17 protein-coding genes are annotated in these 11,941 nt (G+C 69.7%); 7 read left to right on the top strand and 10 right to left on the bottom strand.

Features of this window, described 5'->3' with window-relative positions; all coding sequences use genetic code 11:
• Positions 1-28: 28 nt before the first annotated feature.
• Together AC6CID_RS02035 and AC6CID_RS02030 are read left to right on the top strand one after the other, a co-directional pair.
• The gene (locus AC6CID_RS02035) at positions 29-244 is read left to right on the top strand and encodes a helix-turn-helix domain-containing protein (protein WP_494292237.1); all 216 of its coding nucleotides are present in this window, start codon (positions 29-31) and stop codon (positions 242-244) included.
• A gap of 5 nt (positions 245-249) precedes the next feature.
• Positions 250-813: a Clp protease N-terminal domain-containing protein gene (locus tag AC6CID_RS02030; protein ID WP_033096353.1), complete on the top strand. Its 564-nt coding sequence runs from the start codon at positions 250-252 to the stop codon at positions 811-813.
• Between the two features lie 21 nt (positions 814-834).
• Here the strand turns inward: AC6CID_RS02030 and AC6CID_RS02025 are convergent, their stop codons facing one another.
• Entirely contained in the window at positions 835-1,821 is a 987-nt protein-coding gene (locus AC6CID_RS02025) for a membrane protein (RefSeq protein ID WP_033096111.1), read from the bottom strand.
• A gap of 111 nt (positions 1,822-1,932) precedes the next feature.
• Between AC6CID_RS02025 and AC6CID_RS02020 the strand changes: the two genes are divergently transcribed.
• A complete protein-coding gene (locus AC6CID_RS02020) occupies positions 1,933-2,322 on the top strand; it encodes a phage holin family protein (RefSeq protein ID WP_033096110.1) in 390 nt (129 codons plus the stop codon).
• A gap of 42 nt (positions 2,323-2,364) precedes the next feature.
• Here AC6CID_RS02020 and AC6CID_RS02015 read toward each other — a convergent pair whose 3' ends face one another.
• The 7 genes from AC6CID_RS02015 to AC6CID_RS01985 form a co-directional block, all read right to left on the bottom strand.
• Positions 2,365-3,234, bottom strand: coding sequence for a 1,4-dihydroxy-2-naphthoate polyprenyltransferase (locus tag AC6CID_RS02015; protein WP_006552316.1), 870 nt, complete (start codon positions 3,232-3,234; stop codon positions 2,365-2,367).
• 48 nt (positions 3,235-3,282) lie between these two features.
• Positions 3,283-4,452, bottom strand: a complete 1,170-nt coding sequence (gene menE, locus AC6CID_RS02010) for an o-succinylbenzoate--CoA ligase (protein WP_371850694.1) — start codon at positions 4,450-4,452, stop codon at positions 3,283-3,285.
• Positions 4,425-4,724 (bottom strand): DUF3349 domain-containing protein, encoded by a 300-nt coding sequence (locus AC6CID_RS02005; protein WP_006552314.1) that lies wholly within the window; start codon positions 4,722-4,724, stop codon positions 4,425-4,427. The genes menE and AC6CID_RS02005 overlap by 28 nt, the downstream gene beginning before the upstream one ends.
• Before the next feature lie 12 nt (positions 4,725-4,736).
• Complete coding sequence (locus AC6CID_RS02000; protein WP_024101703.1) at positions 4,737-4,997, bottom strand: hypothetical protein; 261 nt, start codon at positions 4,995-4,997, stop codon at positions 4,737-4,739.
• Positions 4,994-6,175 (bottom strand): inorganic phosphate transporter, encoded by a 1,182-nt coding sequence (locus tag AC6CID_RS01995; protein WP_064062015.1) that lies wholly within the window; start codon positions 6,173-6,175, stop codon positions 4,994-4,996. Before AC6CID_RS01995 ends, AC6CID_RS02000 begins: the two co-directional genes overlap by 4 nt.
• Positions 6,176-6,368: 193 nt before the next feature.
• Positions 6,369-6,752: a VOC family protein gene (locus AC6CID_RS01990; RefSeq protein WP_024101701.1), complete on the bottom strand. Its 384-nt coding sequence runs from the start codon at positions 6,750-6,752 to the stop codon at positions 6,369-6,371.
• Positions 6,753-6,754: 2 nt separating this feature from the next.
• Complete coding sequence (locus tag AC6CID_RS01985; protein WP_024101700.1) at positions 6,755-7,201, bottom strand: hypothetical protein; 447 nt, start codon at positions 7,199-7,201, stop codon at positions 6,755-6,757.
• A gap of 184 nt (positions 7,202-7,385) precedes the next feature.
• Between AC6CID_RS01985 and AC6CID_RS01980 the strand changes: the two genes are divergently transcribed.
• On the top strand, positions 7,386-7,682 hold the full coding sequence (locus AC6CID_RS01980; protein WP_006552309.1) for a DUF4193 domain-containing protein: 297 nt from the start codon (positions 7,386-7,388) through the stop codon (positions 7,680-7,682).
• An 87-nt stretch (positions 7,683-7,769) separates the two neighbouring features.
• On the opposite strand, the gene AC6CID_RS01975 is transcribed toward AC6CID_RS01980, so the two are convergent.
• Positions 7,770-8,663, bottom strand: a complete 894-nt coding sequence (locus tag AC6CID_RS01975) for a 1,4-dihydroxy-2-naphthoyl-CoA synthase (protein WP_024101698.1) — start codon at positions 8,661-8,663, stop codon at positions 7,770-7,772.
• Between the two features lie 64 nt (positions 8,664-8,727).
• Between AC6CID_RS01975 and AC6CID_RS01970 the strand changes: the two genes are divergently transcribed.
• From AC6CID_RS01970 to AC6CID_RS01960, 3 genes are all read left to right on the top strand, one after another.
• Complete coding sequence (locus AC6CID_RS01970) at positions 8,728-9,360, top strand: PaaI family thioesterase (RefSeq protein WP_006552307.1); 633 nt, start codon at positions 8,728-8,730, stop codon at positions 9,358-9,360.
• Between the two features lie 5 nt (positions 9,361-9,365).
• Positions 9,366-10,370 carry an o-succinylbenzoate synthase gene (locus tag AC6CID_RS01965; protein WP_257235786.1) on the top strand — a complete coding sequence of 335 codons (1,005 nt, stop codon included), beginning with the start codon at positions 9,366-9,368 and terminating at the stop codon, positions 10,368-10,370.
• 98 nt (positions 10,371-10,468) lie between these two features.
• Positions 10,469-10,909 carry a DUF6918 family protein gene (locus tag AC6CID_RS01960; protein ID WP_006552306.1) on the top strand — a complete coding sequence of 147 codons (441 nt, stop codon included), beginning with the start codon at positions 10,469-10,471 and terminating at the stop codon, positions 10,907-10,909.
• 96 nt (positions 10,910-11,005) lie between these two features.
• On the opposite strand, the gene AC6CID_RS01955 is transcribed toward AC6CID_RS01960, so the two are convergent.
• Positions 11,006-11,866: a siderophore-interacting protein gene (locus tag AC6CID_RS01955; RefSeq protein WP_498353500.1), complete on the bottom strand. Its 861-nt coding sequence runs from the start codon at positions 11,864-11,866 to the stop codon at positions 11,006-11,008.
• Positions 11,867-11,941 lie beyond the last annotated feature (75 nt).

Here is an 11,941-nt window from a genome sequence, read left to right as displayed (position 1 = left end):
GCACTCGGTGTCAACCTATATTGACAACATGAGTGAAGCCACCACCCTCGCCTCTGCCGCCGCGAGCTCCGATCCCGCAGTGGGCCTGCGCGCCGTGCGTGCCCTGCGCCGGCTGCTGGAACGGCTCGAGGAGGTCCAGGTCACGAATGCCCGTGAGCGAGGTTGGTCCTGGCAGGCCATCGCCGACGAGCTCGGTGTCAGCCGCCAGGCGGTCCATCAGAAGCACAATCGAAAGCGCAGGTGATCGACATGTTCGAACGATTCGCCGACGGTGCCAGATCCGCCGTTGTCGCAGCGCAACAGGAGGCGATCCGGGTGTGCGATCCCCGGATCGAGGCGTCGCACCTGCTCATCGGGGCCGCTGTCGCTGCGGACGAACCGCTGCGGGTCCTGCTCGCGGAGGAAGGTCTCACGGTCGACGGGCTCCGCTCCGACCGCGCCGCCCGCACCGCCGACGCCCCGCTCGGTGACGAGGACGCCGCGGCGCTCGAAGCGATCGGGATCGATCTCGACGAGGTCCGGAGCCGTCTCGAAGCGGCCTTCGGCAAGGGGGTGCTCGACGGGAAGAACGCCGATCGGCGGGGCGTCGCGAACCGGCTCGGTCACATCCCGTTCGACCGGGCGGCGAAGAAGTCGCTCGAACTCGCGCTGCGGGAGGCCATCGCACGCCGCGAACGGGTCATCCGTCCCGAGCACATCCTGCTCGGACTGCTGCGCAGCGACGATCCGGCGACCGGCGCCCTCGTGGAAGCGCACGTGCCGCGCGCGCAGCTCCGTCAGCGCCTGAGCGGCCACCTCGACGCCGCTGCCTGACGTCGTCGAGCCTTCGGGTGGTTACCGGGTCGGCTGCGCGGGGGCGACGGCGAGCGGACGCCCGGCGACGAGCGGGACGACCGTCGCCGCGACGAGCAGCAGCGTGCCGACCGCGATCGTCGCGAACGGCCACCACTGACGATCCGATGTCGCCGTGACCTCCGCAGCCTGCGTGTCCGTAGCGGCCGGCGCGGTGCGCGGCAGCGCTTCGGTGGCCGACCGGACGTTGTCGGCGATGCCACCGACGACGTCGGCCACCGGCCCCACGCCGTCGACCAGCTGTCCGGTGCCGTCCGTCAGGGCTCGGCCACCGTCGTCGAGGAGAACGAGGCCGTCGCGGAGCTGTCGCGAGCCGTCGGCGGCCTGCGCCATACCCGCGACGAACTGCGCGTTCGGATCGGTGAGTTCGTAGGCGAGCTGCCGTGCGCCGTCGCGCAACTGCCCGAGCTGGGCGAGGGTGTCCGGTCCGAGGCCCTGCGTGTCGAGGGTCTCGACGAGCCCGCGCAGTCGGCCGGCCGCGCCCTGCGAGACCGGATCTGCAGACGCACCGAGCGTGTCGGCGACAGCTGCGAGTTGCGCGGTGACGTCGCCCTGCATCTCCCCGAAACCGGAGAGCCGGTCGACCACCTCGTCGACGCCACCGCTCACCTGGCGGGCACCGTCGCCGAGCATGTCGACACCGCCGTCGAGTTGTCCGAGACCGTCGGCGAGCTGCTCCCCGCCGTCACGGGCCTGCCGGAGACCGTCGGAGAGCTGGTGGGCACCGTCGTCGAGCTGGGTGCTGCCCTCCGTCAGCTGACCGACCCCGCCGTCGAGCACCGACAGCGGCAGTCCGGCCCGCTGCAGATTGCTCCGCGCCTCGTCGACGCCGTCCGCAGAGGGACTCGGCTCTTCCGAGACGGTCGCGACCGTCGTCTGGGGGCGGTCGAGCCAGGCGAAGACCGAACCCGTGCCCACGAGGAGCAGACCGGCTACAGCGAGAAGCAGGGGGAGAAGACGTGAACGCACGCCGGCCGACGCTACCGTCCGTCGCTGAGAGGCCCCTGAGGGGGAGGGGCGATCCCGGATGGGCCCGATTTGCCCGTTACGAGACCGAGTTCGGTGTGCCACAGTGGCACCATGATTTCTCTGATACTGCGGTTGATCATCAACGCGGTCGGTCTGTGGCTCGCGGTCGAGCTGGTCGACGGGATCGACTTCACCGATCCCGCAGGCACCTCCGACACGACCCGCAAGGTCATCTCGCTCGTCGTGCTGGCCGCCATTTTCACCGTCGTCAACGCACTCGTGAAGCCGCTGGTGAAGCTGCTGTCGCTGCCGCTGGTGATCCTCACCCTCGGGCTCTTCCTGCTCGTCGTCAACGCGCTGATGCTCATGCTCACTGCGTGGCTGAGCGGATTCACCGAGTACGGCCTCACGATCGACGGTTTCTGGGCGGCGCTGTGGGGCGGCGTGATCATCGCGATCGTCAACTTCGTCCTCGGCCTGGTCGTCCCGGACCGCGACTGATCCCGTCCGCCCGCGACCCGGTCCGCCGCGCCCGCGTCATGGTCAGCCGAAGGCCAGCGCGGGCGCGGTGGCTACCGCCCACACGAGCATCGCGACACCCGAATCGCTGAGCGCCGGGATCAGCGCGAGACCGAGGGCACCGGCCCGCACCGGTTTGTGCGCGCGGACCGCGAACGGTGCGGCGAGGAAGCCGGCGAGCGCCCACGGCGTCGCCGCGACCAGCACGAGCGACATCACGAACGGCACGACGACCAGCACCAGGTGGAGCGTGCGGGTCCTCGGGTCGCCCAGCTTGACCGCCAGGGTCCGCTTGCCGGTCTCCGCGTCGGTGGCGATGTCGCGGAGATTGTTCGTCACCAGGACGGCCGTCGAGATCGAGCCGACGGCGACCGCGCAGGCCAGACCCACCCAGTCGACGCGACCGGCCTGAACGAACTGGGTGCCGAGCACCGCGACCAGCCCGAAGAACACGAAGACGCCGATCTCACCGAAGCCGCTGTAGCCGTACGGGTTCTTTCCGCCGGTGTAGTACCAGGCCCCGGCGATGCAGACCGCGCCGACGAGCACGAGCCACCAGGCGGTCGTGACGGCGAGAGCGAGTCCCGCGACGGCCGCGATGCCGAAGCACACGAACGCCGCGCGCTTGACGGCGCCGGGGCTCGCCGCCCCCGAACCCACGAGCCGCATCGGGCCGACCCGCTCGTCGTCGGTGCCGCGGATGCCGTCGGAGTAGTCGTTGGCGAAGTTCACGCCGATGATCAGTCCGAGCGCGACGACCAGTGCCAGCAGCGCCTTCCACCACACGGCCTCACCGAGCCACGCCGCAGCGCCCGTGCCCGCCAGGACGGGTGCGATCGCGTTGGGGAGGGTGCGCGGACGAGCGCCTTCGAGCCATTGACCAGCCGTTGCCATGGATCGATCTTCGCACCCGGGCCTGCCTGCCGCGTCGTGCGCACCCCGTCAGGAGAAGCGCGAGACGAGGGCGCGGCGATCGACCTTGCCCGGTCCACGCAGCGGCAGCGTGTCGACGACCTGCAGCTCACGCGGCGCAGCAGTGGGATCGAGCGTGGCCTCGACGTGGTCGCGGAGTTCGGCGAGCGTCGGCGTCGCGCCGGGGACGGGCACGACGACCGCCGCGACGCGCTGACCGAGCCGGGCGTCGGGCAGACCCACCACCGCGACCTCCCGAACGGCCGGGTGCTCGACGAGCACGGCCTCGACCACCTGGGGGACCACGGTGAGCCCACCGGTCGAGATGGCCTCGTCGAGCCGTCCCAGGATGCGCAGGACCCCGTCGTCGAGCAGGCCCGCGTCGTCGGTGCGGAACCAGCCGGGTTCGGCGAAGGCAGGATGGTCGGGCAGGTTCCGGTAGCCCGAGGCGAGCGTGGCGCCGCCGAGCCACACCCGCGAGTCCCCGTCGACGCGCACGTACACGCCGTCGAGCGACACGCCGTCGTAGACGCAGCCGCCGCAGGTCTCGCTCATGCCGTAAGTGCGCACGACGGTGATGCCGGCCGCGCGGGCGCGGTCGAGGATTGGCACGGGAGTCGCGGCCCCACCGAGCAGGATCGCGTCGAGGCGGGCAAGCGCCGCGGTGGCGTCGGGATGGTCGAGGGCCTTGATCAGCTGCGTGGGAACCATCGAGCTGTACCGGCGGGGGCCCGGCACGGCGTCCACCGCCGCCGGCAGATCCGCAGGATCGAAACCGGCGGACACGTCGACGACGACGGGTTCGGTTCCGGAGAGCAGACTGCGCAGCAGCACCTGCATGCCCGCGATGTGATGGGCGGGCAGGGCCAGGAGCCACGAGCCCGTCCCGCCCAGCCGGGCGTGGGTGGCGTCGCCGCTCGCGCGCAGCGCCTGCGCGGACAACATGGCACCCTTCGGGGTCCCGGTCGTGCCGGAGGTCGCGACCACCAGTCCCACACCGTCCGCGACGGGTTCACCGGGGCTCAGTGCTGCGGTGAGTCGGAGCGTCTCCCGCTCGTCCCCGGCGGGGACGGGGAGCAGCGCCGGTCCGTCACCGTCGAGCATGCGCTGCAGGGTGGGCAGCACGGAGCGGACGGCGGACCCGGCAGGGACGGGCAGGAGCTCGAGTGTGGTCACAGATCGTATTGTGTCGTGTCCCATCCGCCTGCCTCGAGCTGGCGGCGGACCCGGTCCACATCGTCGGGCGACGGCATGTTGTTGGTGATCTTGCTGATCAGGACCGCGATGTCGATGCGGTTGATCGACAGGTCACCGTCCTCGACCAAGGTGTCGGCGACCTGGGCGACCTCCTCGTCGGACAGGCGCCGCGCGAGCAGTGCGAACAGGGGTACGTAGTCCTGTTCCGGTACCCCTTCGGGGTAACCGGCGCGGAGCCACTCGACGATGGAAGCGAGAAACGGCGGGAGAGCCACCCGTCACTCCGATCAGAAGATGTCGATGCCGAACGTTCCGGCGAGGAAATCGGACGCCAGCAAGAGGATTCCCGCCAGGATCGCGCAGGCGACCACGGCGAAGCACAACACCGCAGCGGTCCGCGCCACGGGAGTCGGTAGGCCGTCGCTGCCCCGACCGGTGTCGAGCGCGCGGACCCCCAGGGCGAACAGGGAGGGCAGGCCGGCGCCGAGCAGCAGGCCCACGAGAACGACCTGCCACAGGGAATCGAGGGTGTGCGTCAACAGGTTCACGAGCGTCCTTCCCCGCTGACCGTTGCGGAGGCACCCGGCGCCGGGGCCAGCTTGTCGTCCCAGTCGGCGGTGACATTGGAGGCGTCGACGGGCTGCCGGCGCGAGCGCACCCACATGAACAGGGCCAGGGCGCACAGGATCGCGAACACGACGAGCACGCCGGACATGCCGCCGATGAGGTGGGCGAGCGCCCAGCAGATCGCTCCGACGACCGCGGCGCACGGCAGGGTGATGACCCACGCGACGACCATCCGTCGCGCCACCGACCAGCGCACCTCGGCGCCCTTGGTGCCCAGACCCGTTCCGAGGATCGACCCCGTGGCGACGTGCGTGGTCGACAGCGGCAGACCGAAATGGCTCGAGGTGAGGATGATGGCGGCCGACGACGACTCGGCGGCCAGGCCCTGCGGCGGGGCGATCTCGACGAGGCCCTTGCCCAGCGTGCGGATGATGCGCCAGCCACCGAGATAGGTGCCGAGTGCGATCGCGACGGCACAGGCGACCTTCACCCAGAACGGCATCTCGGTGTCGGCGGTGATGGTGCCGTGGGCGACGAGGGCCAGGAAGATCACGCCCATCGTCTTCTGCGCGTCGTTGGTGCCGTGCGCGAGGGACATCAGGGACGCCGTGCCGATCTGTCCCAGCCGGAAGCCGCGGTCGCGGTGCTCGGTGGAGACGGATCGGGTCAGGCGGTGAATCGACCAGATGCCCACCGTGGACACGAGCGCCGCGATGACGGGCGCAAGCACGGCGGGGATCAGGACCTTGCCCAGGACTCCGTCCCACACGACGCCCTGGACACCGATCGACGCCAGTGCAGCGCCGACGAGACCGCCGAACAGAGCGTGCGACGAGCTGGACGGCAGGCCGAACAGCCAGGTCGAGATGTTCCAGAGGATCGCTCCGACCAGACCGGCGAAGACGATGAGCAACAGATCGGTACCGCCGACGGTGTCGAGGTCGACGACACCCTTCGCGACGGTCGCGGCGACTTCCACGGACAGGAAGGCGCCGACGAGGTTGAGAGTCGCGGACAAAGTGACCGCGGTCTTGGGTTTGAGGGCGCCGGTGGCGATGGATGTCGCCATGGCATTGCCGGTGTCGTGGAAGCCGTTGGTGAAATCGAAAGCGAGGGCAGTGACGACCACCACCAGGAGCACGACGAACTCTGCGGTCACGTCTGTCGATTGTGGGGTAGCGGGCAGGTGAATGTACAGCGACGGGGATGTGAATTCTGCGTCTCGCCGTCACACCCGACCGGTTCTTTCGGACTCCGACCATGAGCGGAGTGCAGAGCAGACCGCACGGCTTGTGTGCAAGATCACCGGCGCCGCGCGACTGCCTCCGGCCGTGCCCGGGTACCTCCGTTCGTCAACGGAGGTCGCGCCGCAAGGGATGGTCCTCGGGGATCTGCACCAGGACGATCGGGATCCCCTCGGGATCCGCGATCCACAGCTCGCGCAGTCCCCACGGCTCCTGCTTCGCACCCCGGACGATGCGCACGCCCTTCAGCGCCAGTTCGGCCTCGGCGTCGTAGACGTCGCGCACCTGGAGCCACAGGGCGCCGTGGAACATTTCGTCGCTGTCGTCGGATCGGCCGTGCGCGGCGATCTCGATGAGCGACTGCCCCGCGAAGAAGACGGTTCCGCCGGGATACTCGCGGGCGATCGCCAGTCCCAGCGTCGAACCGTAGAACTCGAGGGCGGCCTCGGGGTCGCGCGGACGGAGGATGGTGCGGCTGCTGAGGATCTCCACGGTCACTGCTCCTCGGCCGGGCAGGCCTCGTGATGGCGGCGGCCGTGCGTGCGCCGCGATTCCTTCATCTCGGCCTCGAACAGATGGCGCCGGCCCTCCACGAGTTCGTCGCGCACCTGCTTCTCGAACGTGCGGAAGTCCGACCAGTAGCCGTCGTCGAACTCCTCGACGAGCTGGAAGGTCCAGCGACCCTCGGCGATGTTGCGTCCGATGATCTCGGTGCCGAGCCGCTCGGCGATCTCGTCGTGCCCGGCCTCGCGGAACAACTCCTCGGCGTCGCCGGTGAGCAGATCGGCGCGGCCCATCAGCTGGTGGAAGGCATAGAGATGGCCTCGCGCCTGCTCGACGGTCTCGAGGGCCTCGGACAGTTTGCCGGTCGCTTTCACAGTGGCGTCGGAGACGCTTTCCGGGCGGGTGTGGGCGGTTCGCGGACTCTGGCGATCGGTCATGTCCCACAGTGTGCCCGAGAGCACACCATTCGAACGTAACTGAACATATGTGTTTGACGAAGCTTTCGATGGGACATTACTGACGGCAACGGTGCCCATGACAGCGCCGGCCTGCCACAGCGGATCCGACGCAGCCGTTACCGCGGCTGCGCGGCACCGCCGACAACGAGTGAGGAGAACTGCCATGGCGACCGACTACGACGCTCCCCGCACCACCGACATCCTGGGCGGCGGTGGCACTGCCCTGGACGAGCTGGACATCAAGCCCACCGCGGCCGCCGACACCGACGAGGGCGAGATCCTCGAGACCCTCGACCTGCCCGGCGCCGACCTCTCGGCACTGTCGGCGGAGGAGCTCTCGGTGCAGGTCCTGCCGAAGCAGTCGGACGAGTTCACCTGCATGGGCTGCTTCCTCGTCCAGCACCACAGCCGTCGCGCGACGGGCGCCGGCGAGCAGGCCTACTGCCGCGACTGCGTCTGACCTTCCGTCGGACGACCCCTCCCTGCGCGGCGAACCGGGCTTTGCACCTGCTGTAGCAGGGGCGAAGCCCGGTTCGTCGCGTCAGGATCAGTAGTAGTGCGGGTAGGGCGACCAGTCGGGCTCGCGCTTCTCGAGAAAAGCGTCGCGACCCTCGATCGCTTCGTCGGTCATGTAGGCCAGACGCGTGGCCTCGCCCGCGAACAACTGCTGACCGACGAGGCCGTCGTCCTGCAGGTTGAAGGCGTACTTGAGCATGCGCTGCGCCTGCGGCGACTTGCCGTTGATCTTCTGCGCCCACTCCAGCGCGACGTTCTCGAGCTCGTCGTGGTCGACGACCTTGTTCACCGCACCCATGTGGTGCATCTCCTCGGCCGTATAGGTGTCGCCGAGGAAGAAGATCTCCCGCGCGAACTTCTGGCCGACCATCTTGGCGAGGTAGGCGCTGCCGTAGCCCCCGTCGAAGCTGCCCACGTCGGCATCGGTCTGCTTGAAGCGGGCGTGCTCGCGGGAGGCGAGCGTCAGGTCGCACGTGACGTGCAGGCTGTGACCGCCACCGGCGGCCCAGCCGTTGACCAGAGCGATGACGACCTTCGGCATGAACCGGATCAGCCGCTGGACCTCGAGGATGTGCAACCGGCCCGCGCGGGCCTTGTCGACGGTGTCGGCGGTCTCGCCGCTCGCGTACTGGTAGCCGCTACGGCCACGGATCCGCTGGTCGCCGCCGGAGCAGAACGCCCACCCGCCGTCCTTCGGGCTCGGGCCGTTGCCCGTGAGCAGCACGACGCCCACGTCGGAGGTGGTCCGCGCATGATCGAGCACGCGGTAGAGCTCGTCGACGGTGTGCGGACGGAAGGCGTTGCGCACCTCGGGACGATCGAACGCGACGCGGACCGTGCCCTGCGTGACGTGTCGGTGATAGGTGATGTCGGTGAGGTTCTCGAACCCGGGTACCGGGCGCCACAATTCTGGATCGAAGGTCACCTCGTCACCATAAAGGGCCGGACATCTCGGCGACGTGCGCTGCCGCCCGATAACGTGCACAACCATGACCGAGCAGACCGATCCCCGCGACGACTACGAACACCACGGCGGATTCCCGGTCTACGAACCGGTGAAGGCGGGGCCGAACTACGGTCGCCTCGTCGAGACCTTCCGGCGTCTGCAGGATCTGATGGTCTCCACGAACCCGCCGGACGAGGTCGTCGACCGCGCGATCGAGCAGACCGAGGCACTCGTCGGCCTGCTCGCCGAGCACGCCGTGCCCGAGGGCCGCTCGCCCGCCGGATTCAACGTCGACCTGCCCGGACGCGGCAGCGCGCTGCTGCTGCCGTGGACGATCGAGAAGTACGGACCGGACGGTGTCCGTGAGCGCGGCGTCTTCCGCCGCTACCACCTCGGAGGCAACGGGGCCGCGCACGGCGGCACGCTGCCACTGCTGTTCGACGACCTGTTCGGCATGGTCATCCACGCCAACGGCCGCCCGATCGCCCGCACCGCCTATCTCCACGTCGACTACCGCAGGATCACTCCGATCGAGACCGAACTCGTCGTCGACGGCTGGGTGGACCGCGTGGACGGTCGCAAGGCCTTCTGCAAGGCCGAACTGCGCGATGTCGACGGCAACCTCCTCGCCGACTGCGAGGCGCTGATGGTCCAGTTGCTGCCGGGCCAGCCGTGACCTCCCTGCCCCTCCCGTCCGCGCTGCCCCTCCCGTCCGCGGACGAGTTGCTCGACGGGGCAGTCGTCGTCTCGCTGCCCATGCGCGTCCGGTTCCGCGGCATCACCGAACGCGAGGTGCTGCTGCTGCGCGGACCCGCCGGGTGGGGCGAGTTCGGACCGTTCCCCGAATACGGCGACGACGAGGCGGCGCACTGGTTGCAGTCGGCGATCGAAGCCGCCTGGCAGGGCCATCCGGCTCCGCGCCGCTCCCGGATCGCGGTCAACGCGACCGTGCCCGCCATCGGCCCGGAGCGCGTCCCCGAGGTGCTCACCCGGTTCCCCGGCGCGCGCACCGCGAAGGTGAAGGTCGCCGAAACGGGCCAGGATCTCGCGCAGGATGTCGCTCGCGTCCGGGCCGTGCGCGAACACGTGCCCCACGTCCGGATCGACGCGAACGGCGGCTGGAGCGTGGACGAGGCCGTCCGCGCCCTCACGGCGTTCACCGCCGACGGTCCGCTCGAATACGCCGAGCAGCCGTGCGCGACCGTCCCCGAACTCGTCGAGGTGCGCCGGCGACTGCCCGGGGTGCGCATCGCGGCGGACGAGAGCATCCGCCGCGCCGAGGATCCCCTGCGGGTCGTGCGGGCCGGGGGAGCGGACGTCGCCGTCGTGAAGGTCTCGCCGCTCGGTGGGGTCCGACGCCTCGTCGCGCTCGCCGACGAACTCGCCGGGCACGGCGTCGAGGTGGTCGTCTCGAGCGCCCTCGACTCCGCGGTGGGGATCGCCACCGGTCTCGCGGCGGCAGCCGCCCTGCCCGACCTCCCGTACGCCTGCGGGCTGGGCACGGGTGGCTTCTTCGAAGCCGACGTCGCGCCGGCTCTGCACATGTCCGACGGAGCGCTCGATGTCGTCGCGGTCGAGCCCGAACCCGAGCGGCTCGACGCGCTGCGGGCCGATCCCGATCGAGTCGAGTGGTGGTGCGAGCGGGTGCGTCGGTGCCGTACGGTGCTCGCCGGACGCGGACTGTGACGACCTCGCCGGACGCGGACTGTGACGGCACGGAATCGTCGTATATCGTTCCCCGCGTCCCAACGGTCACAAGTGTCACATCTACGGAGGCAGTGAAAGTGGTTGCAGCTCTGGGCGATGCCCTCCTCGGCGCCGACAAGTTCCCGGCGGTCAAGGCAGACGTCGAAGCCCTGATCGATGCTGAGGTGTCGGACAAGAAGGGTGCGTCCGGTCTCGCCCTCAAGGGTGGCTACGCAGCAGTGAAGAAGGTCGGCCCGGGCATCGTGCCGGGTGCCGTCGAAGGTCTGCTGCCCGAATTCGTCGAGAAGCTCCAGCCGTTCTGGGTGGAGTACGCAGGCAACGGTTCGTTCGCGGACTTCCTGGTCGCCCGCGGCGAGGTCGTCGCCGACGCTCTCCTCGGCGTGACCGACGAGCGCATCGCCGGCACGTCGAAGTCCGGCGTCAAGAAGGTCTACGACTCGCTGCGCCCCTCGGCCAAGAAGCACGTCGTCGAGGCCCTGCCGCGCCTGGGTGATCTCATCCAGAAGCACGCCGGCTGAGCCGACACCAGCGACATCCGGACGTCGCGGTCCCGAACCGGTTCGCCGGTCGGTACCGCGACGTTCGTCGTTCGAGGGGGTCGTTCGAGGGGTCCGTCAGTAGACGGGCTCCCCGTACTTCCAGTAGCCGATGAAGGTCACCGCCGCACGGTCCCAGCCGCACTCGCGCACGAGATGGCGGCGCACGCCGGTCGCGAGCGACGACTCGCCCGCGACGAACGCGTGGGCCGAATCCGACGAGGGCGTCGACTCCCGCACCGCGTCGACGACGAGACTGCCCGGAACCGCCTCGCCATCCGTCCTGATCACCGGATGCACCCGCACGTTCTCGCCCGTCGGCAGATTCTGGGCGCTGAGATCGCCCGGGTGCGGAACCTCGACGAAGACCTCCACGGCCGCGAACGGGTCGAGGGCAAGAATCGAGTCGAGGACGCCGACCACGGCGGGCACCGCGCTCTCGTCGCCAACGAGCAGCCACGACCGTGCTTCGTCGAGGGGCAGGTTGCTGATGCCCTCGTCGAGGATGCCGATCTCGTCGCCGGGCTGTGCCCGCTCCGCCCACGCCGAAGCCGGACCCAGATCGCCGTGCGCCGCGAAATCGATCTCGATCTCTGAGGTCGGACCGAACAGCCCGGTGCCCGCAGGTCGCACACGGCGGAACGTGTAGTTCCGCAACACCGGACGCCGCTCCTCGGGCAGTTCCTGGTATTCGGGCCACCAACGGTCGTCGGTCGCGCCGGGAAGGGTCAGTTCCTGCTGATCCGGGGTGGGGAAGAACATGCGGAACCAGTGGTCGAAGCCCATCGGTGCGATCGAGTCGACGTCGTCGCCGCCCACGGTGATGCGCACGAAGGTCGGGCTGATGCGTTGGGCGGCGAGTACCTGCGCGCGCACCATCCGCCACGACTCGGGCTTGAGATAGGGATTGCGCCGTGCGGTTCCGGTGCTCTTCGCCATACGGCCCTCCGAGGTTGCTCGGATGCCACCACTGACGACGTGCAGCATCCCGACGATCGTTCAGCGGAGCCTAAC

This window comes from Rhodococcus sp. GQ147 (assembly GCF_059759155.1).
This window is presented reverse-complemented; position numbering and strand designations above follow the sequence as displayed.

Excerpts from the sequence above, each read along its gene's own strand:
- AC6CID_RS02035 (WP_494292237.1), top strand. The coding sequence starts at position 29 with ATGAGTGAAGCCACCACCCTCGCCTCTGCCGCCGCGAGCTCCGATCCC.
- AC6CID_RS02015 (WP_006552316.1), bottom strand. The coding sequence starts at position 3,234 with ATGGCAACGGCTGGTCAATGGCTCGAAGGCGCTCGTCCGCGCACCCTC.
- AC6CID_RS01980 (WP_006552309.1), top strand. The coding sequence starts at position 7,386 with ATGGCGACCGACTACGACGCTCCCCGCACCACCGACATCCTGGGCGGC.
- AC6CID_RS02020 (WP_033096110.1), top strand. The coding sequence starts at position 1,933 with ATGATTTCTCTGATACTGCGGTTGATCATCAACGCGGTCGGTCTGTGG.
- AC6CID_RS01955 (WP_498353500.1), bottom strand. The coding sequence starts at position 11,866 with ATGGCGAAGAGCACCGGAACCGCACGGCGCAATCCCTATCTCAAGCCC.
- AC6CID_RS01985 (WP_024101700.1), bottom strand. The coding sequence starts at position 7,201 with ATGACCGATCGCCAGAGTCCGCGAACCGCCCACACCCGCCCGGAAAGC.
- AC6CID_RS02030 (WP_033096353.1), top strand. The coding sequence starts at position 250 with ATGTTCGAACGATTCGCCGACGGTGCCAGATCCGCCGTTGTCGCAGCG.
- AC6CID_RS01970 (WP_006552307.1), top strand. The coding sequence starts at position 8,728 with ATGACCGAGCAGACCGATCCCCGCGACGACTACGAACACCACGGCGGA.
- menE (WP_371850694.1), bottom strand. The coding sequence starts at position 4,452 with ATGGGACACGACACAATACGATCTGTGACCACACTCGAGCTCCTGCCC.